This is a genomic window from Bordetella genomosp. 6 (assembly GCF_002119705.1).
In the GTDB taxonomy this organism is placed as follows: domain Bacteria; phylum Pseudomonadota; class Gammaproteobacteria; order Burkholderiales; family Burkholderiaceae_B; genus Bordetella; species Bordetella bronchiseptica_F.
In genome coordinates this window covers 1,397,226-1,417,721 of sequence record NZ_CP021107.1, presented here as the reverse complement: position 1 = coordinate 1,417,721, position 20,496 = coordinate 1,397,226, and the positions used below count along the sequence as shown (strand labels likewise).

Sequence of the window (20,496 nt, the reverse complement as noted above, 5' to 3'; positions counted from 1 at the left end):
GCGCATTCAAAGCAGCGCCAGCACTGGCGCGGCCAATGCGCAGGCGCCGCCCGCGCCCAGGGCCGCGCGCGGCCAGAACGTCAGGAACCAGATCAGCAGCAGGCCGGCCAGGCTCAGGATGCCGATCCATTCGACGGTGCCGTAGTTCCATCCCCACGCGCCCGCCGATGCCCACAGCGACAGCGCCAGGCCCAGCCACCCCAGGCTGCGCAGCGCCAGGCGGCGACGCCTGGGCAACACCCGGTCGAAGACGTCTTCGTAATGGCGGTCCATGCCCAGCGACAGGGCGGCAAAGCCCGCGTAAGCGAGGCAGAAGGCAGTGGCATTCAGCATGATGGGATCACCTCGTCTCGCCCACCGCGGCGGCCGCCGCATCGCGCGCGGGCGCCATGCGCGATACGGCCGCGGGCCGGGCGCGCGGCGGCGCGGCCGCGGCGGCCTTGCGCGCCGCCCGCCAAGCCATCCAGGCCAGCAAGGCGGCGCACGCCAGGGCGGTCAGATCGAAGCCGGCCATGACCCAGTCGCCCGCCGGCAGCGACACCCCCAGGTGGCGCCGGGTCGTCCACAGGTTCAGGACCGGCAGCGCGGCGGCCATGAATGCTGCCAGCGCCAGCAGGTCGCGCCACTTGCGCCGGCGCGCCACCGCCGCGTACAGGCCGCACAGCAGCCACGCGCCGAAGAAAATCCGGACTTCCCATTGCGCATGCTGCGGCAGCGCCGCCGGCAACAGGCGGTTGGCCCAGAAGAACGCCGCCACGGCCACGCAAAGGCCCGCGATGCTGCCGGCGTTCAGCGCGTCGACCAGCCGCAGCGCGAGCGACTCGCGCCCCGCCGCCTTCTGGCGGCGCTTGGCGATCCACAGCGCCAGGCCGGTTCCCACCATGGCGGTTCCCGCCAGGCTCACCAGGAAATACAGCCAGCGCAGCACGGGTTCGGCGAACAGGCCCAGGTGCAGCCCGACGATGGTGCCGGCGGTGGCCGCCACGGCGCTTTCCTTGGCGTCCTGGCTGCGCAATTGCCCGGTCACGCCATCGAAGGTGATGGTCGGCGCCATGCGCCCGTAGGCGATGCGCTCGCTGGTCGAGCGCGTCATGCTGACCGTGGCCGAAGCGTCGCCCGGATTGTTGACCACGATACGGCCGGGCTTGCCGCCATCCCACTCGGCCCGCGCCTGGGCCGCCAGCCCGGCCAGCGGCGCCAACGGCGCCGGCCGGTCCTGGAGCGCGGTCTGGGCAAAGGCGGGGAACATCTCGTCGAAGAAGGCGCGCTCGCTGTCATAGGCGGCCAGGATGCCGGCCGGCATCAGCATGTACATGAAGATCACCAGCCCGCTGAAGGTGATCATGAGATGGAACGGCAGCCCCAGCACCGACAGCACATTGTGGCCGTCCATCCAGGCGCGCTGGCCGCCCTTGCGTGGCCGGAACGTGAAGAAATCGGTGAATATCTTCTTGTGGGTGATGATGCCGCTGACGATGGCCACCAGCATGAACATCCCGGCGATGCAGGCCAGCCAGCGCCCCCAGGGAAAGGCCATCTCCAGTTCGAAATGGAAGCGGTAGAAAAAATCGCCGCCGCGCGTCTGGCGCGCATGCAGCACGTCCCCGGTGGCGGGGTCGAGCGACACGCGCGTAAGGCCGCGCTCGCCCGGCTTGGGCTTGACGGCCGGATACGACAGCTGGATGGCGGGCGCGCGCGGGGTGGGCAGGGTCACGAACCAGCGCCGCGCATCGGGCGCGTGGGTTTGCAGATAGCGCTGCGCCACCGCGCTGGCCTGCTCGGCCGAAACCGGCGCGACATCGATCTCGGGTTGCATCCAGCGCGTGATCTCCGGCCGGAAGAACGCCAGCGTGCCGGTCAGGAACATCGCGAACAGCACCCAGCCGAAGATCAGCCCCGACCAGGTGTGCAGCCACGACATGGACTGGCGCAGCCCCTCCTCGCCCGCCGCCTTGGTACGCGCCGGTTTCATGCCCCTCCCGCGGCCTTGCCCAGCCAGTACAGCGCCAGCAGCGCCAGCGCGGGCAGCAGCACGCCGGCCCATGCGCGCCAGGCGTTGCGGGTGGCGAACACCCACAGCACGGCGCACGTATAGACGACGAACGACAGCATCAACGCGGCCACCACCGCATCGACGCGGCGCATGGGCAGCCACACGGCCAGGCAGGCCGCCGCCGCGCTGGACACGGCGTAGCCGCCCAGGATGGCGGCCAGGGCGCGCGAGGTCACGGCGACCCGGTAATGCAGCATGTGGGCACCGGCAGCGGGCGCTTTCATGTCAATCTCCTTCTTGGCCCGGCATCGGCGCGCCGTTCGCGATGCGCGCCGATAATTGGGAAATTTCAGAAATTATAATCATTCTTAATTGCATTTGCTGGACATCGGGGCCTGCCTCACCAGCGATAGCGCAAGCTGGCCTTGATCGAACGCTGGTAGCCATACCAGCACCACGAATCGGACAGGCACGAGCCGATGTACTCCTTGTCGAACAGGTTGGAGACGTTCAACGCCACCTGCATGCCCTTGAGTGCGGGGCTCGCCCGGCCCAGGTCGTAGTCGAGCATCATGTCCACCAGCGTCACCGAGGGCACCTTGAGCGTGTTGGTTTCGTTGGCGTACGAGCTGCCGATGTAGCGCACCCCCGCGCCCATGCCCAGGCCGGCCAGCGGTCCCTCCTGCAGTTGATAGCGGGCCCAGGCCGACGCCTGGTGCGCCGGCACGGCCACCGGCTTCTTGCCCTTGAGATCCAGCCCGGTCGTGTTCGGATAGGCCTTCTCGTATTCGTTGTCGAGGTACGAATAGGCGGCGATCAGGCTCAGGCCGCGCAGCGGTTCGGTCTTGGCCTCCAGTTCGATGCCGCGGGTGCGCACTTCGCCGGCCTGTATCGAGCAGCGCGAGACGCCGCACATATGGGTGGGATCCGGGTCGGTGGTGGGCAGGTTCTTGCGCCGGATGTCGAAGGCCGCCAGCGTGAGCAGCGTCGCCGAGCCAGGCGGCTGGTACTTCACGCCGACCTCGTACTGCTTGCCTTCGGTCGGCTTGAACGGCGTGTTGTTCCAGCCCGTGCCGGTCTGCGGTTCGAACGACTCGGCGTAGCTGGCGTACGGCGCCACGCCATTGTCGAAGTTGTAGATCGCGCCGACCCGGCCGGTGAACGCTTCGGCGGCGAGCGCCGAACTGCTGTGCGAGCCGTTGGCCAGGTTGTCGGTGCCGGTATGGGTGCGCGACCAGTCGTAGCGTCCGCCCAGCAACAAGGACAGGCGGTCCAGCCTGATCTGGTCCTGCAGGTAGAGGCCGGTCTGGTAGTTGTATTGGGTCTGGTCGGACGTGAACGGCGGCCGCTCGATACCCATGTGGTAGTCCGGGTCGAACACATCGAGCGGCGGCGCGCTGCCGTAGCCCGACAGGGTATCGGTCTGCACGCGCTGGTAGTCGAACCCCGCCAGCACGGTATGCGCCAGCGCCCCGGTATCGAAGCGCGCCTGCAGGTTGTTGTCGATCGTGAACGCATCCACGTCCACGTCGCTGATGGCCAGGCCGCGCTGCGAGTAGCGGTAGTCCTTGTCGAGGTAGCCGTAGTTGCTGTTGCTGGCGCCGTAGATGCTGCGATAGACGCCCTCGGCATGCTGGAAACGCAGGTTCTGCGAGGCCTTGAAGGTATCGTTGAAGCGATGTTCCAGTTGATAGCCCAGCGCATAGCTGCGGCGGTCGCTCTTTTCGAAATCGGCGTCGCCGTCGTAGTGGTTCGGGCCCAGCCGCCTGCCGTCGGGCGCCGACAACAGCGTACGCATCGCCGAGATCGATCCGTATGAACCCATGTCGGGGTCGCGCTGGAAGTTCGTCAGCACGGTCAGCGTGGTATCCGCGCCGGGCCGCCACGTGAACGACGGCGCAATGAAGTAGCGGCGTTCCCTGGTGTGATCCACCTGGCCATCGGACATATAGGCCGCGCCGGTTACCCGGTACAGGAAGCGCCGGTCCTCGTCCACCGGGCCGGAGAAATCCATGTTGACCCGCCGGAAATCGAAATTGCCCGCCTGCACTTCGATCTCGCGCAAGGGCTCGTCCAGGGGACGCTTGCTGACCTGGTTGACCACGCCGCCCGGGCCGCCCTGGCCATACAGCACGGAAGCCGGCCCCTTGAGCACATCGACCCGTTCGAGCCGGTAGGCGTCGACCTGGGGCAAGGCGTCGCGGCCGCCGAACACGCGCATGCCGTCCAGATACGTGGCGGCGGAAAAGCCGCGCACGCTGAACTGGTCCAGCCGCGTCGCGGTCGCGCCGCGCGTCTCTGTGGCCACGCCGGCGGTATAACGCAGCACCTGGTTCAACGTCTGGGCGCCCTGCTCGGTTATCTGGTCGCGGGTCACCACAGAAATCGATTGCGGCGTTTCGATCAGCGGCGTATCGGTCTTGGTGCCGCTCAGGCTGGCGCTGGCGATGTAGCCTGCCGTGGGCGCCAGCGCCCCCTCCAGGCCCAGCACCGTCACCGGCGCCAGCGTCTGCGCATCGCCGCCGCGCGGCAATTGCGCCAACGACCAGTTGTTGCCGCCGCTGGCTCGGGCCTGCAGGCCCGAGCCAGCCAGCAGCGCCATGAATCCGTCGCGCACGCCGTACACGCCCTGCAGGCCCGCCGTGCTGCGCCCCTGCACCAGGGCCGGGTCGAACGACAGCACGACGCCGGCACGGCGCGCGAAGCGGGTCAGCGCATCGGCCAGCGGTCCGGCCGCGATTTCATAATGCTGGGCGCTGGCGGCGGGCGCCTGCGCGCGGACGCTGCCCGGGCTGCCCACCGCGACGGCGCACAAGGCGGCCGCAAGGATGCATGGCGACAGGCGCCAGGACGGATGCTTCTGACTGCGAGAAAACACGGAACTCTCCTATGCGTTAGCTTCTTCCATGAGCTATTCCGCGCGGGAAAGCCGAATCTGCAGGTACGGCGGCGATTATTTTGTAACCGCGCTCAGGCCGCGCGCGGCGTCACGCTGAGCCAGTACGCGGTGTGGCGGCGAATCTCGATGGGCAGGCTCTGGCGCGCGGCGGCCAACGCGCGCTCGGCGTCGTCGAGCGGAAACACGCCCGACACACGCAGCCCCGCCACCGCCGGGTCGACCCGGATGACGCCGACCCGGTAGCGCGCCAATTGCGCCGCCAGGCGGTCCAGCCGCCAGCCATGCACCACCAGCAGGCCGTCCTCCCAGGCGCTTTCGTCGGCGGCGACACGGCCGCGCAGCGGCGCGCCTGCGCCATCCAGACGCAGCGACTCGCCCGCCTCGCCGCGGTGCCATGGCTCGTGCGGCGCACTGGCCACCCGCACGCTGCCGGCATACACGCCGATGCGCGCCGAGCCGCCGGCGCGGCGCACGCCGAAGCGCGCCTGCTCGGCCAAGGCCATGCCGTATCCGGTATCGACCCGCAGCGCCGGCTGGGCCGCGCCACTGCGCACATCCACCAGTATTTCGCCGCGCAACAGCGCGACGGCGCGCCGGGCCGCGTCGATACGCAGGCGGACGGCGCTGTCGCTGGCAAGCACCAGGCGCACGCCAGGGCCGGGCATGATCTGGCGCCGCTCCCCCACGCCGGTGCTGGCATCGGCCGCCAGGCGCTGCCAGGGAGTCCAGGAATATGCGCCGGCGCCGGCCGCGGCGCCGACGCCCAGGCCCGCCAGCAGGCGCAGCACCTGCCGGCGCGACGGGCCGCGGCTGCCCAGGTCCGGCAGGATGGCCAGCGCCGGCTCGGCCGGCGCGCGGCGGATATCCGCCGCCAGGGCCGCGACGCGGTCCCACGCGCGCTGATGCGACTGGTCGAGCGCCAGCCAGGCGCGACAGGCCTCGTGTTCGGCACTGGCGGCGCAACCGGACTGCAGCCGCACCCACCAGGCGATGGCCTGCCGGGCGACCGCGTCGGGCGCCGCCGGCCTACTCATGGAATGCCGCATAACAAGCGCTCATGGCGCGCAGCATGTATTGCTGCACCGAACTGAGCGAAATGCGCAGGCGTTGTGCGATCTCGGCATAGCCCAGCCCTTCGAGCTGCGACATCAGGAACACCGCGCGAGCGCGCGGCGGCAAGCCATCGAGCAGGCGATCAAGCTGGGCCAGCGCCTGCAGCAGCTCGGCCTGCTGTTGCGGCGAAGGCGCGTGTCCGGGCGGCTGCGCCGCCAGGTATTCGAGATAGGCGTGCTCCAGCGCCGCGCGGCGCTGGTGATCGATGACCAGGCCCTTGGCGATCGTGGCCAGCAAGGCGCGCGCCTGCTCCATGCGCACCGACTTGCGCCCCTGGATCACGCGCACGAACACGTCTTGCGTCAGGTCCTCGGCGCGGTGCGGACAGCCCAGCCGCCGCCGCAGCCACCCGGCCAGCCAGGACTGGTGCTGGCGGTACAGGCCCTCCACCGCGACGGCGTCGGCGGCGGGGCGGGCGGAGTGCGAAGTGATCAGGCTGGCAGGCACAACGGCAAACCCATCGGGGCGGCGATGATAGGACGATCAAACGCTGGATATTAATTGATAATTACTTGCATTATCAATACCGATTGACGCGGCTGCCCCGCCGGGCATCGCGCGGTGTTTGCGCACCGGCCGTCCAAGGGCTGCCGGCGGCACCTCCATTAATACCTTTAAGGTATCTAAAAAGAACATAATTAATATTGGACGCCCAGGGGAATTGATCCTAATCTTCGTTCGCACCCCGCAAGTTCGATCGAGGAGACAACAAAGACATGGATACGCAAACCGCCCTGGAAGTCAGGCCCCTGACCGGCTCCTGCGGCGCCGAAATATTCGGCGTCGATCTTTCGCGAACGCTGTCCGCCGATATCGTCAAGGCCATACGCCAGGCGCTGCTGGACCACAATGTCATTTTCTTTCGCGAGCAGGCCCTCACGCCCGAGCAGCATCGCGCATTCACCCGCCAGTTCGGCGAAGTGGTCGTCAATCCGGTGTACACCCATGTGGAAGGCTATCCGGACATCATGCCGGTCATCAAGGAGCCGAACGACCGCTACAACATCGGCGATACGTGGCACTCCGACATGTCCTATATGCAGGAGCCCCCGCTGGGCTCGGTGCTCTATGGGCGCGACATCCCCGAATATGGCGGCGATACCTTGTTTGCCAATATGTACCTGGCCTATGAGCTGCTGCCCGACGCCTTGAAGCAGATGATCGACGGCCGCCGGGCCTACCATTCCGACCGCTACCTCACCTCGCGCATCAGCGAACGCAATGCGGGCCGCTCGACCCGCCTGAAGGCCGACGCCGACGCCCAGGAGAACCTGGCCCTGCATCCCATGGTGCGCACGCACGAGGAAACCGGCCGCAAGTGCCTGTACGTCAACTTTCCCTTCACGTGGCAAATCGAAGGATTGAGCCGCGAGGAAAGCCTGCCCCTGCTGAACCAGCTCTACGCCCATGCGGCGCGGCCCGAGCTTGCCTGTCGCTTCCGCTGGCGCAAGGGTTCGCTGGCCTTCTGGGACAACCGCTGCACCATGCACTATGCCTGCAACGACTACCAGGGCAAGCGGCGCGAAATGCATCGCATGACCATCGCCGGCGGCCGTCCGCAATGACGCTGGCGCAAGGGTACACGCTGATCACCGGCGCCACCCGCGGCATCGGGCGCGCCATCGCCGAGCTGCTGGCGGCCCGCGGCGAACCCGTCATGGGCATTGCGCGCAGCGGCGACGCCGGCTTTCCCGGCCCGCTGCTGCAAGCCGACCTGCTCGATGCCGCCCAGCGGCGCGACGTGCTGCGCGAAGCGGCCTCGCATGGCGTGCTGCGGCTGGTCAACAACGCCGGATTCAATCAAATGCAGCCGCTGGGCGAGATCACCGACGCAGCCACGTCGGCGATCCTGGAGCTGAACATCGCGGTCGCCATCGATGCGGCGCAGGCGGTGCTGCCCGGCATGACCGAGGCCGGCGTGGGCCGCATCGTCAACATCGCCAGCCGTTCACTGCTCGCGCGGCCCGGCGGCAGCGTCTATTCGGCCGCCAAGGCCGCCATGGTCGGCCTGACCCGGTCCTGGGCGCTCGAGCTGGCCACACGCGGCATTACGGTCAACTGCGTGGCGCCGGGCCCCGTGGCGACGGAGATGTTCCAACGCAACAATCCGCCCGAGCTGGCGCGCAGCCGTGCGCTGGTGGAGGCCATACCGGTGGCGCGCCTGGGCACGCCGGAGGAGATCGCCCACGCCGCCGATTACTTCCTCGCACCCCACGCGGCCTACACGACGGGACAGACCCTGTTCGTCTGCGGCGGCGCGAGCATCAGCCAGATCAAACTGTAGGGAGCCTGGCGCCCGCCAGGCATGACATAACAAAGCCACCTCAGGAGACACGTCATGACCTTCAGCACGCTTCGGGCGCAAGCCTGTCTTGCCGCCCTGCTGGCGCTGGCCGGCGCGAGCGGCGCCATGGCCGCCGGCTACCCCGCCCAGCCCATCCGCCTCATCGTGCCCTACGCGGCCGGCGGCACCACCGACCTGATCGCGCGGCTGGTGGGCCAGCACATGGGCGCCAGGCTGGGCCAGCCCGTCATCGTCGAGAACAAGGCCGGCGCGGGCGGCAATATCGGCACCGAGCAGGTCTCGCGCGCGACGCCGGACGGATACACCCTGCTGCTGGGCACGGCGGGCAACATGACGGTGAACCAGTCCATCTACAAGGACATGGCGTTCGACCCGAACAAGGACTTCCAGCCGATCTCCCTGATCGCCACCCTGCCCAACCTGATGGTGGTCAACAAGAACGTGCCCGCCAAGACCGCGAAGGAGTTCGTGGCCTGGGCCAAGGAGAACCCCAGGACCGTGTTCTTCGCCTCCTCCGGGGTCGGCTCGACCACCCACCTGACGGGCGAACTGTTCAACATGGCGACCGGCCTGCGCATGGAACATGTGCCCTACAAGGGCAGCGGACCGGCCCTGATAGACCTGGTCGGCGGCACCGGCCCGGTCGTCATGTTCGACAACATGCCCTCGGCGATCTCTCTGGTGCGCGACGGCTCGCTGCGCGCCCTGGCCGTCACCGGCCCGGACCGCGAGAGCAGCGCCAAGGATATCCCCACCGTGAAGGAGTCGGGCTACCCCGACTTCGACGTGGTGACCTGGTTCGGCCTCTTCGCGCCCGCCGGCACGCCCGCCGACGTCGTGCAGAAACTGAACCGGACCGTGCAGGAGGTCGTGCACAGCCCGCAGGTCAGCAAGCGCCTGAGCGAGCTGGGCGCCACGCCAAAGACGAATTCCCCGCAGGAGTACGCGGCCATCATGAAGGACGACACCGCGAAATGGGCCAAGGTGGTCAAGACCGCCAATATCGTCAAGCCGTGAGGCGCGGCCGGCCGGCCGCCGCGCGGCTAGCCGGCGCTCTCGCCGGTACGGACCAGTTCGCGCACGTGCCGCACCCACGCGTCGAGGCTGCGGCTGGAGTCCTGGTGGCGCCAGCAGACCGTGGAGCTCACGCGCGTCGTGGCTTCGGCGAAAGGACGCGTGACGACGCCGTCGATATGCACCATGCGCGAGGTCTCCGGAATGATGCATACCCCCACCCCCGCCAGCACCAGGCCCATGCCCGCATGGATCGTGCCGACTTCCTCGCAAGCCTTGACCGGCACGTCGTGCGCGCGCAGGAACGCCGCGATGGTGCCGTGCAGGCCCACGTCGCCGCGCAGGGCGCGAAACAGGATCAGCGGCTGGTCGCGCAGGCTATGCACCGACACATGGCGCTTGCGCGCCAGCGGGTGCCCGCTGGGCAGGGCCAGGACGAACCCCTCCTCGAAGATGGGCAGCGTGGCGATTTCAGGGTGCCGCACGGTGGGCCGATAGATGCCGGTGTCGATCTGGCCGGAAAGCAGCGCGCTTTCCTTGTCGGCCACCGTGACCTCGCGCAGCGAGACGGCTATGCCGGGGTGCTTCTGCCTGAAGCCCGGCAGCACCCTGGGCAGCAGGGAATAGGCCAGCGAGTGGACGAAACCGATCACGATACGACCCGTGCGCCCCTGCCCGGCCTCGCGGGCCTCGAAGACCGCCTCGTCGGCGGCCGCGACGATCTGCGCGGCGCGCTGGGCAAACGCCAAGCCCGCATCGGTGAGCGAGACGCCGCGCGTGCCGCGGTAGAACAGCGTGGCGCCGACCTGCTCTTCGAGATCGCGTATCTGGCGCGACAACGGCGGTTGCGCGATACCCAGCCTGCTGGCGGCCCGGCCAAAGTGCAGGGTCTCCGCGAGCATCAAAAAATAGCGCAAATGGCGCAATTCCATGGCAGGCCACCGAACGGCTGGAACTAGGGCAATGCATTTAACCACAGCGGCCCTGGCGCCGCCCACCCATACCGAGAGGAGTTATCCATGACGGCTGCCAACCGAACAGCCCTGGTCACCGGCGCCGCGCGCGGCATCGGCCTTGCGATCGCCACCCGCCTGGCGCTGGATGGCCACCCGGTCATCATGCTCGATGCCAGCCCGGACGTGCTGGCCAGCGCGGACGAACTGGCCGGCCGCGGCCTGCGCGCGCGTGGCATGCAGCTGGACATCTCGGACGAACAGGCGGTGCGCGACCTGCCCCGGCAATGCGGCCTGTGGTGGGAGAACCTGGCCATCGTGGTGAACAATGCCGGCATTTCCCCCAAGCACGAGGGACGCAAGCGCAAGGTGGCGGAGATGCCGCTGGACGAATGGCGCCGGGTGCTGGAGGTCAATCTCACCGGCACGTTCCTGGTCACGCAGACCTGCCTGCCGGCGCTCATCGCCGCCGGCTGGGGCCGCGTCATCATGATCACCAGCCAGGCGGCGCGCACGCGCACGCCCGTGCCGGGCGCCCATTATTCGGCGACCAAGTCCGGCATGACGGGCCTGGCCCGGGTGCTGGCCGGCGAGGTGGCCGAACACGGGATCACGGTCAATTGCGTGGCGCCGGGCCGCATCCAGTCGGCCATGACGGCCGAGGCCGGCGGCGCGGTCAACGCCAGCCATTCGGCCACGGTGCCGCTGGGACGCCTGGGCCTGCCGGAGGAAGTCGCCGCCACGGTAGCCTTCCTGGCGTCCGATGGCGCGGGCTACACCACGGGCGCCACCATCGATGTGAACGGCGGCAGCTTCATGCTGTAGGGCGACGCGCCGCTACAGCGTCACGGCCAGCCGGCGCTCGGCCTCGAGGTATTCGCGCGACTGCATCTCCAGGATGCGCGACACCGTGCGATGGAACTCGTTGGCCAGCGCGCCTTCGGTATAGAGCTGCTCGGGCTCGACTTCGGCCGACATGATCAGCTTGACCTTGTGGTCGTAGAACACGTCGATCAGCCACGTGAAGCGCCGCGCCTCGGAAGCCTGGCGCGGCCCCATGCGCGGCACGTCCGAAAGGATCACCGCGTGGAAGCGGTTGGCCAGTTCCAGGTAGTCGTTCTGGGAGCGCGGGCCGCCGCACAGCGTCGCGAAATCGAACCACACGACCGAGCCCGCCAGCGCCTGGGCGCGGATTTCGCGATGCTCGATGTGCAGCACCGGATCCTGCGGCGCGGTATCGGACAGCTGCGCGAATGCGTGCTCGAGCGCCCGCCTGGCCTGGTCATCGAGCGGCGTGTGATAGCACTGCACCTGTTCCAGCGAACGGCGCCGATAGTCGATGCCGGCGTCCACGTTCAGGACATCCATGCGCTTCTGGATCAACGCAATGGCGGGCAGGATGCGGTCGCGATGCAGGCCATCGGGATACAGCGTGGACGGTTCGTAGTTGGACGTCATCACGAACGAAGTGCCGTGCTCGAACAGCTTGAGCAACAGGCGATACAGGATCATCGCATCGGCGACGTCCGAGACATGGAACTCGTCGAAACAGATCAGGCGGTAGCGGCGGGCCAGGCGGCGCGCCACTTCGTCCAGCGGATCCTGGGTGCCCTTGACCTCCTCGAGCTCGCGATGCACGCCGCGCATGAATTCGTGGAAATGCAGGCGCGTCTTGCGCACTACCGGCACGGTGGCATAGAAGGCATCCATCAGGAAGCTCTTGCCGCGCCCCACTCCCCCCCACAGATACACGCCGCGCGGCACGTCGGGGCGGTTGAGCAGCTTCTTCAGGGCGTTCGAGCGCAGGGCCTTGAAGCGGACCCATTCATCGTAGTAGCGCTGCAGGCGTTCGACGGCCTGCAATTGCGCCTCGTCGGGCTGATAGCCGCGTTCCGCCAGGGCGTGTTCGTAGTATTCGCGGACGTTCATGTCGCAACCGGAAAATCCAAAACAAAGGGGCGGATTGCACAACCCGCCCCAGGCCAAGCCGGGAAGCCCCGGAGCCTGCTGGCCCCGGGACGCCTGATCAGAAGTTCAGGGTGCGCTTGTCGACCGCCAGCGCGGCTTCCTTCACCGCTTCCGACAGGGTCGGGTGAGCGTGGCAGATGCGGGCGATGTCCTCGGCGGCGCCGCGGAACTCCATGATGGTCACGGCTTCGGAGATCAACTCCGACGCCATCGGACCGATGATATGAACACCCAGGACTTCGTCGGTCTTGGCATCGGCGATCACCTTGGCAAAACCGGTGGTGTCGCCCAGCGCGCGCGCGCGGCCGTTGGCCATGAACGGGAACGAACCGGCCTTGTACTCGCGGCCTTCGGCCTTGAGCTGCTGCTCGGTCTTGCCCACCCAGGCGATTTCCGGCGAGGTGTAGATCACCCACGGCACGGTGGCGAAGTTGACGTGTCCGTGCTGGCCGGCAATGCGCTCGGCCACCGCGACGCCCTCTTCCTCGGCCTTGTGCGCCAGCATCGGGCCGCGCACCACGTCGCCCACCGCCCACACGTTGGGCAGGTTGGTCTTGCAGTCTTCGTCGACGGCGATGAAGCCGCGCTCGTCCAGCTTCAGGCCCACGGCTTCGGCATTGAGGCCGCCGGTGTAAGGCACGCGGCCGATGGAGACGATCAGCTTGTCCACCACCAGCTTCTGGTCGGCGCCCTTGGCGTCGACGTACGGCACGGTGATCGACTTGGCCGTGGCCTTGATCTCGCCGATCTTCACGCCGGTCTGGATGTCCAGGCCCTGCTTGGCGAAGGACTTGAGGGCTTCCTTGGCCACCTGTTGGTCGGCGGCGGCGAGGAAGTCGGGCATCGCCTCCAGAATGGTGACCTCGGCGCCCAGGCGGCGCCACACGCTACCCATTTCGAGGCCGATCACGCCCGCGCCGATCACGCCCAGCTTCTTGGGCACGGCGCCGATGTTCAGCGCGCCATCGTTGGACAGGATGTTCTTTTCGTCAAAGGGCAGGCCGGGCAGTTCGCGCGCCGACGAGCCGGTGGCCACGATGACATGCTTGGCAACCAGGTCGGCGTCGGTGGTGCCGGTGACCTTGATGGACCAGCCACCGTCGACCTGGCCGGCAAACGCGCCCTTGCCGTGAAAATACGTGACCTTGTTCTTCTTGAACAGGTACAGGATGCCGTCGTTGTTCTGCTTGACCACCGTGTTCTTGCGGCCGATCAGCGTGTCCAGCTTGAGGCTGACGCCCTTGACTTCGATGCCGTGCTCGGCGAAGTGGTGGTTGGCCTGTTCGTAGTGCTCGGACGACTGCAGGAGCGCCTTGGACGGAATGCAGCCCACGTTGGTGCAGGTGCCGCCGGGAGCGGGGCCGCCCTGGCCGTTCTGCCAGGCGTCGATGCAGGCCACCGACATACCGAGTTGGGCGGCGCGGATCGCGGCGATGTACCCGCCGGGGCCGGCACCGATGACGACGACGTCGAATTGTTTGGACATAGTGTTCTCGCGATGAGAGAAATTTGAAACCGCCTACCGCGCGGCCGCCAGGACGCAGGTCCGCGGGCATGCTGGATCCGGACAGCCGCGCGCATGGCGCGGCCCGGACGGGCAGGCTAATAGAACCGGATTCGACGAAACCGGCAGGGCCGCCGGGCCGGCCGCGATGGCGGCCTGGCCCGTGGCGGCAGCGACAGAAGAAGGCATTCCTCTCTCGCCTTGACGCCGATTACAGATCCAGCAACAGGCGTTGCGGGTCTTCCAGCGCTTCCTTCATGGCCACCAGGCCCAGCACGGCTTCGCGGCCGTCGATGATGCGGTGGTCATAGGACATTGCCAGGTAGTTGATCGGCCGGATGACGATCTGGCCGTTCTCCACCACCGGGCGTTCCTTGGTGGCGTGGATGCCCAGGATGGCCGCCTGCGGCGGGTTGATGATGGGCGTGGACAGCATCGAGCCGAACACCCCGCCGTTGGAGATCGAGAACGTGCCGCCGGTCATTTCCTCGATGCCCAGCTTGCCGTCCGCGGCGCGCTTGCCGAAGTCGGCGATGGTCTTCTCGATCTCGGCGATGGTCAGCTGGTCGGCGTTGCGCAGGATGGGCACCACCAGGCCACGCGGGGTGCCGACGGCGATGCCGATGTCGAAGTAGCCGTGGTAGATGATGTCCTTGCCGTCGACCGAGGCGTTGAGCACCGGATACTTCTTCAGCGCGGCAACGGCGGCCTTGACGAAGAACGACATGAAGCCCAGCTTGACGCCGTGCTCCTTCTCGAACTTGTCCTTGTAGCGGGCGCGCAGGTCCATCACGGCCTGCATGTTGACTTCGTTGAACGTCGTCAGGATGGCGTTCTCGGCTTGCGATTGCAGCAGGCGCTCGGCGATGCGGGCGCGCAGGCGGCTCATCGGCACGCGCTGCTCGGGGCGGCCGTCCAGCGACAGCGTGGGCGGCGCCACCGGCGCGGCGGCCTTGGCGGCGGGCGCGCTGCCCGCAGCCAGGGCGTCGCCCTTGGTGACGCGGCCGTCGCGGCCGGTGCCGGCCACGCTGGCCGCGTCCACGCCCTTCTCGGCGAGGATCTTGGCGGCGGCCGGCGAGGCCACGCCGCTGGCGGCGCTGCTGGCCGCGGCGGGCGCGGCCGCGGCGGGAGCGGCGGCGGCCGGCGCGGCGGCCGGCGCTTCGGCGGCGGCGGGCGCCGCGGCAGCCTTGGCGGCAGTGTCGATGCGGGCAATGACTTCGCCCGAGGTCACGGTGCTGCCGTCACCCTTGACGATTTCGGACAGCACGCCCGAGGACGGGGCCGGCACTTCCAGCACCACCTTGTCGGTCTCGATTTCGATCAGGATTTCGTCGGCCTCGACCGCGGCGCCCGCCTGCTTCTTCCAGGTCAGCAGCGTGGCTTCCGAAACCGATTCGGACAGTTGAGGGACGAGAACGTCGGTAATAGCCATAGTGATGAATTCCGTAAAGTTAGTGTTCTATGTCAGCGGCTGTTGTTACTTGGTCAGCATGAAGCCCTTGTACTTGGCGGCGAAGGCCTGCTCGATGAGCGCCTTCTGCTGCTCCTGGTGCTTGGCCAGGTAGCCCACCGCCGGCGAGGCCGAGGCGGCGCGGCCCGCGTAGCCCAGCTTCTGACCGTCGGCCATGTTTTCGTACAAATGGTGCTGCACATAGAACCACGGGCCCTGGTTCTGCGGCTCGTCCTGCACCCAGACCACCTCGGTGGCCTTGGAGTACTTGCGCAGCTCGGTCTCGAACGCCTTGTGCGCGAACGGGTACAGCTGCTCGACGCGGACAATCGCCACGTGGTCGGCGCCACGCTCGCGGCGGGCGTTGACCAGGTCGTAGTAAACCTTGCCCGAGCAGGCCAGCACGCGCTTGACCGAAGCGGCCTTGATCGACTCGTCGACCTCGCCGATCACCGGGCGGAAGCTGCCGCCGGCCAGATCGGTCAGGGGCGAGCCGGCATCCTTGTTGCGCAGCAGGGACTTGGGCGTGAAGATGACCAGCGGCTTGCGGAACGGGCGGATCATCTGGCGACGCAGCAGGTGGAAAATCTGCGCGGCCGAGGTCGGCTGGACCACCTGGATGTTGTGGTCGGCGCACAGCTGCAGGAAGCGCTCGATGCGGCCCGACGAGTGCTCCGGACCCTGGCCTTCGTAGCCGTGCGGCAGCATCAGGGTCAGGCCCGACTGGCGGCCCCACTTGGCTTCGCCAGCGGTGATGAACTGGTCGATGACGACCTGCGCGCCGTTGACGAAGTCGCCGAACTGCGCTTCCCAGATGGTCAGCGTGTTGGGTTCGGCCGACGAGTAGCCGTATTCGAATGCCAGCACCGCCTCTTCGGACAGGACCGAGTCGATCACGGTGAACGGCGCCTGCCCTTCCGAGACGTTCTGCAGCGGCACGTAGAAGCCGTCGTTCCAGCGCTCGCGGTTCTGGTCGTGCAGCACCGCGTGGCGGTGCGTGAACGTGCCGCGGCCCGAGTCCTGGCCGGTGATGCGCACGGCGTAGCCCGAGGCCACCAGCGTGGCGAAGGCCAGGTGCTCGCCCATGCCCCAGTCGAGGTTGACCTCGCCCTTGGCCATGTTGCGGCGATCGTTGAGCAGCTTGGCGACCAGCGGATGCACCGTGAAGCCCTCGGGCACGGTGGTAATGCGCTCGCCGATGCGCTTGAGTTCGGCCAGCGGCACGGCGGTATCGGCCTGGTCGGTCCACTTGGCGCCCAGGAACGGCGACCAGTCGATGGCGTACTTGCTCTTGTAGTCGGTCAGCACCGGCTCGATGGTGCGCTGGCCGTCTTCCATCAGCTGGCGGTAGTCCTTGACCATCTGGTCGGCATCGCCCTCGGCCAGCACGCCCTGCGTGGTCAGCTTGTCGGCGTACAGCTTGCGGGTGCCGGGGTGGTGGCCGATGCGCTTGTACATCAGCGGCTGCGTCAGCGAGGGGGTGTCCTGCTCGTTGTGGCCCAGCTTGCGGAAGCAGACGATGTCGATCACCACGTCGTGGCGGAACTGCATCCGGTAGTCCAGCGCCAGGCGGGTGGCGAACACCACGGCCTCGGGATCGTCGCCATTGACGTGGAACACCGGCGCTTCGATCATCTTGACCACGTCGGTGCAGTACAGCGTCGAGCGCGAGTCGCGCGGGTCCGAGGTGGTGAAGCCGATCTGGTTGTTGATGACGATGTGCAGCGTGCCGCCCGTGCCGTAGCCGCGCGTCTGCGCCAGGTTCAGCGTTTCCATCACCACGCCCTGGCCCGCGAAGGCGGCGTCGCCGTGCACCAGCACCGGCAGCACCTGCTTGCCCTCGCCATCGCCGCGGCGTTCCTGGCGTGCGCGGGCGCTGCCCTCGACCACCGGGTTGACGATTTCCAGGTGCGAGGGGTTGAAGGCCAGCGACAGGTGCACCGGGCCGCCGCGCGTGGAGACGTCGCTGGAGAAACCGTTGTGGTACTTCACGTCGCCGTCGGTCAGGCCTTCGGCGTGCTTGCCTTCGAACTCGGCAAACAGGTCGCCGGGCATCTTGCCCATGATGTTGACCAGCAGGTTCAGGCGGCCGCGGTGGGCCATGCCGACCACGATTTCCTGCACGCCCGATTCGCCGGCGTGGTTGACCACCTCGTCCATCGAGGCGATGAAGCTCTCGCCGCCTTCCAGCGAAAAGCGCTTCTGGCCCACGTACTTGGTGTGCAGGTAGCGCTCGAGCCCTTCGGATTCGGTCAGCTGCTGCAGGATGTGGCGCTTTTCCTCGGTGGAGAACACCGGCGCGCTGAAAGTCGACTCGAGGCGCTGCTGGATCCAGCGCTTGGCGGCCGGATCGGAAATATGCATGAACTCCGCGCCCACCGAGCGGCAATACGTGTCGCGCAGCGCCTTCAGGATGTCGCGCAGCGTCATGGTGCTGGCGGTCGTGAAGTAGGTGTTGGTGGCGGAGTAGGTCTGGTCCAGGTCGGCTTCGGTCAGGCCGTAGAACGCCGGATCCAGTTCGGGAATGCTGGGGCGTTCCTGGCGCTTGAGCGGGTCCAGGTCGGCCCAGCGCGAGCCCAGCGAACGGTAGGCGGCGATCAGCGACTGCACCGACACCTGCTTGGAGGCCACCGACAGGTCGGGCTCGGCGGCGCGCTGCACGAAGGCATTGGCGCGGGCGCGTTGCGCAAACGATTCTACGATGGGAGCGTGGGCCTGGTCGCGGGTGGCTTCCTGGCCATCGGTGGCGGGCGAGTGCTGCAGCTGGTCGAAATATTCACGCCAGTTGTCGGGCACCGAGCCGGGATTGTCGAGATACGATTCGTAGAGCTCTTCGACGTACGGGGCGTTACCCCCGAACAGATAGGAGGTGGATAGGGATTCTGATTCCGTAGACATAAGTCGCTTCACCTTGACGAGTGCTTCACTCGATACGATGCAGGAAAACCTTCCGCGACACGGGCTTCCCGTTTAGCGGATAGCAGGGGCAGAAGGCACGTACAAGCCTCGAAAGCCGTATAGGCGCAGTATACCCCTTGAGTCTGCGGCCGTCTTGCTGCAACGGCGTGACAGGGCCGAGCTTGCGGCATGCCCTCATTCCGGCCCAGAATACCTCTCGCAACGCCGCGCATGTCGCGTCGATTGCCGGGCAATATCGGCAATCGACGCGGGCCGGATCGCCTCACCCTGTGTCGCGAAAACGACGCCGGGCCGACGGGCCTGGCTAAGCCTGTTCCGGCCGGGTCCGCACCACCCGGCGATAAATCCATACGGCCACCGCCGCGAAAACCACAAAACCCAGCCATTCCGCGGTCGGGCCGAAGCCCGCGCCGACCACCGCCAGGGGCGCCTCGTCGCCAGTGGCCCCGATGACGGCTGCCAGCAGCACCCCCACCAGGCTCTCGCCCACGATCAAGCCCGAGGCAACCAGCACGCCGCGGCGATTGGGCCCTTCGGCGTAGCGCTCGTAGGCCTGTCCGGCGGCGGCGGCCCGGCGGCGCAGCGCCCCCTCGAGCAGCCAGGCCAGCATCGCCCCGACCACGATGGGCGCGCTGGCCGACGGCGGCAGGTAGATGCCGATGCCGACCGCCAGCACCGGCAGGCGCGCCACCCGGCAGGTGCGCCGCAGCACCTGGTCGATCACGATCAGCGCCACGCCCACGCCCATGCCGATCAGGATCATGGTCCAGTTCAATTGATGGGTGAAGATGCCTTGCGCGATGGCCAGCATCAGCGTCGCCTGGGGCGCCGCCAGCGCCTGCGCTGGATCCATGCCCGGGCGCGGCAAGGCGTCGCCGAAGCCATAGGCGTTGTACAGCAGCTCCAGCACGGGCGAGATGACCGCCGCCCCGACGACGCAGCCGATCAGCAGCGCGACCTGCTGGCGCCAGGGCGTCGCCCCCACCAGCCAGCCGGTCTTGAGATCCTGCAGGTTGTCGTTCGAGATCGACGCCACCGCCACCACCGCCGAGGTCGTGAAGATCGCCAGGGCGATGCCCATCTGCAGGCCCTGCGGCGTGGCCAGCAGGCCGTCGCCGCGCTGGATCGCCAGCATGAGCAGCGACACCAGCACGATCGCGACGATGCCGACGCCGGAAATCGGGCTGGTCGACGAACCGATCAGCCCCGCCATATAGCCGCAGGCCGCCGCCACCAGGAAACCGAAGACGATGGCGAACGCCACGGCGTAGGCCACCAGCCCCCAGCGTGCGCCCGGCGAGAGCATGGCCGGCTGCAGGAAGACGGCGAACACGGCCACCAGCACGGCGACCAGCGCCAGCGTGATGAGCGAGATCCAGCGCGACGGCAGGTCGCGCTCGGTGCGCGGGGCGCTGCCATAGGCCGCCTCCCCGCTGCGGCCAAAGGCCGCGAACGACGCGCGCACGCCGCGCACCATGGGCATGAACAGCGTGGCCAGCGTCCAGATGGCCCCCACGCCGATGACGCCGGCGCCGATGAAGCGCACCTGCGACGCCCACAGGCCGTTGGCGAAGGCGCTGATGGACTGGCCATCCGGGATGGGCGTGGTGGCGGTCAGCACGGGCACCGCGACCAGCCAGGCGATCAGCAGCCCCACCAGCATGGCCATGCCGGCGACGATGCCGATCAGGTAGCCGGCGCCCAGCAATGCCAGCGAGAACCCCATGGGCAGGCGGAACACCGCCGCGCCGAGCTGGCCCCACCAGCTGAAGCTGTCGCCCAGCACCCGCAGGCCGCCGGTGGCCAGGCTGACCAGCGCGGCCACGCCGCCGCCCGCCAGGATATCGCCCATGCCGGACGCGCCGCGGCGGCCGGGGGCCGTGTCGGGCGCCTCGGCGCTGCCCACCCGCAGGATCTCGGCCGCCGCCACGCCTTCGGGATACGGCAGGTCGCTTTGCACCACCATGATGTGGCGCAGCGGAATCGTGAACATCACGCCCAGCATGCCGCCGGCGGCGCAGATGGCCAGGGTCTGCCAGAACGGGAAGCCGTGCCAATGCCCCATCATGACCAGGGCGGGCAGGATGAAGATGATGGCCGACAAGGTGCCGGCGGCCGAAGCCTGCGTCTGCACCATGTTGTTCTCCAGGATGTTGGCGTCGCGGAACATCCGCAGCACCGACATGGAGATCACCGCGGCCGGAATCGCCGAGGAAAACGTCAGGCCGACCTTCAGGCCCAGAAAGACATTGGAGGCCGTGAAGATGACGGTGATCAATGCCCCCAGCAAGACGCCGCGCAGCGTCAACTCGGGCAGGGTCACGCTATCGGGAATGCGGGTTGCATCAGCCATGAGCGATCCGAAATACAAAGGGAAA

General features: G+C 67.9%; 16 protein-coding genes. 4 read left to right on the top strand and 12 right to left on the bottom strand.

Going from position 1 to position 20,496, the window contains the following annotated elements; translation table 11 throughout:
• Window positions 1-6: 6 nt before the first annotated feature.
• From CAL11_RS06720 to CAL11_RS06695, 6 genes are all read right to left on the bottom strand, one after another.
• Window positions 7-333, bottom strand: coding sequence for a DUF3325 domain-containing protein (locus CAL11_RS06720; protein ID WP_086092476.1), 327 nt, complete (start codon window positions 331-333; stop codon window positions 7-9).
• 7 nt (window positions 334-340) lie between these two features.
• Window positions 341-1,972, bottom strand: a complete 1,632-nt coding sequence (locus tag CAL11_RS06715; protein WP_086092475.1) for a PepSY-associated TM helix domain-containing protein — start codon at window positions 1,970-1,972, stop codon at window positions 341-343.
• Window positions 1,969-2,277, bottom strand: a complete 309-nt coding sequence (locus CAL11_RS06710) for a DUF3649 domain-containing protein (protein WP_080699809.1) — start codon at window positions 2,275-2,277, stop codon at window positions 1,969-1,971. Before CAL11_RS06710 ends, CAL11_RS06715 begins: the two co-directional genes overlap by 4 nt.
• 116 nt (window positions 2,278-2,393) lie before the next feature.
• Entirely contained in the window at window positions 2,394-4,871 is a 2,478-nt protein-coding gene (locus tag CAL11_RS06705) for a TonB-dependent siderophore receptor (RefSeq protein WP_086092474.1), read from the bottom strand.
• Between the two features lie 92 nt (window positions 4,872-4,963).
• Window positions 4,964-5,926, bottom strand: coding sequence for a FecR domain-containing protein (locus tag CAL11_RS06700; protein ID WP_086092473.1), 963 nt, complete (start codon window positions 5,924-5,926; stop codon window positions 4,964-4,966).
• Entirely contained in the window at window positions 5,919-6,452 is a 534-nt protein-coding gene (locus CAL11_RS06695; RefSeq protein ID WP_086092472.1) for a sigma-70 family RNA polymerase sigma factor, read from the bottom strand. Before CAL11_RS06695 ends, CAL11_RS06700 begins: the two co-directional genes overlap by 8 nt.
• 269 nt (window positions 6,453-6,721) lie before the next feature.
• Between CAL11_RS06695 and CAL11_RS06690 the strand changes: the two genes are divergently transcribed.
• From CAL11_RS06690 to CAL11_RS06680, 3 genes are read left to right on the top strand one after another with little or no spacing between them, the layout of a single operon-like run.
• Complete coding sequence (locus tag CAL11_RS06690; protein WP_086092471.1) at window positions 6,722-7,570, top strand: TauD/TfdA dioxygenase family protein; 849 nt, start codon at window positions 6,722-6,724, stop codon at window positions 7,568-7,570.
• On the top strand, window positions 7,567-8,289 hold the full coding sequence (locus tag CAL11_RS06685; RefSeq protein WP_015065173.1) for an SDR family oxidoreductase: 723 nt from the start codon (window positions 7,567-7,569) through the stop codon (window positions 8,287-8,289). The genes CAL11_RS06690 and CAL11_RS06685 overlap by 4 nt, the downstream gene beginning before the upstream one ends.
• Window positions 8,290-8,343: 54 nt before the next feature.
• Entirely contained in the window at window positions 8,344-9,327 is a 984-nt protein-coding gene (locus CAL11_RS06680; RefSeq protein WP_015065172.1) for a Bug family tripartite tricarboxylate transporter substrate binding protein, read from the top strand.
• A gap of 26 nt (window positions 9,328-9,353) precedes the next feature.
• Here the strand turns inward: CAL11_RS06680 and CAL11_RS06675 are convergent, their stop codons facing one another.
• Window positions 9,354-10,256 (bottom strand): LysR family transcriptional regulator, encoded by a 903-nt coding sequence (locus tag CAL11_RS06675; protein WP_086092470.1) that lies wholly within the window; start codon window positions 10,254-10,256, stop codon window positions 9,354-9,356.
• Window positions 10,257-10,343: 87 nt separating this feature from the next.
• On the opposite strand from CAL11_RS06675, the gene CAL11_RS06670 reads away from it, so the two are divergent.
• Entirely contained in the window at window positions 10,344-11,102 is a 759-nt protein-coding gene (locus CAL11_RS06670; RefSeq protein ID WP_015065170.1) for an SDR family oxidoreductase, read from the top strand.
• Between the two features lie 12 nt (window positions 11,103-11,114).
• Here the strand turns inward: CAL11_RS06670 and zapE are convergent, their stop codons facing one another.
• The 5 genes from zapE to CAL11_RS06645 all read right to left on the bottom strand — a co-directional run bounded on the left by zapE (window position 11,115) and on the right by CAL11_RS06645 (window position 20,471).
• Window positions 11,115-12,206, bottom strand: a complete 1,092-nt coding sequence (gene zapE, locus CAL11_RS06665) for a cell division protein ZapE (RefSeq protein WP_167382456.1) — start codon at window positions 12,204-12,206, stop codon at window positions 11,115-11,117.
• Between the two features lie 97 nt (window positions 12,207-12,303).
• Window positions 12,304-13,731, bottom strand: coding sequence for a dihydrolipoyl dehydrogenase (gene lpdA / locus CAL11_RS06660; protein ID WP_015065168.1), 1,428 nt, complete (start codon window positions 13,729-13,731; stop codon window positions 12,304-12,306).
• Between the two features lie 229 nt (window positions 13,732-13,960).
• On the bottom strand, window positions 13,961-15,181 hold the full coding sequence (odhB, locus tag CAL11_RS06655; protein ID WP_015065167.1) for a 2-oxoglutarate dehydrogenase complex dihydrolipoyllysine-residue succinyltransferase: 1,221 nt from the start codon (window positions 15,179-15,181) through the stop codon (window positions 13,961-13,963).
• Window positions 15,182-15,226: 45 nt separating this feature from the next.
• On the bottom strand, window positions 15,227-18,097 hold the full coding sequence (locus CAL11_RS06650; protein WP_033460735.1) for a 2-oxoglutarate dehydrogenase E1 component: 2,871 nt from the start codon (window positions 18,095-18,097) through the stop codon (window positions 15,227-15,229).
• Window positions 18,098-18,422: 325 nt separating this feature from the next.
• Window positions 18,423-20,471: an OPT family oligopeptide transporter gene (locus CAL11_RS06645; RefSeq protein ID WP_086094519.1), complete on the bottom strand. Its 2,049-nt coding sequence runs from the start codon at window positions 20,469-20,471 to the stop codon at window positions 18,423-18,425.
• Between the last annotated feature and the right edge of the window lie 25 nt (window positions 20,472-20,496).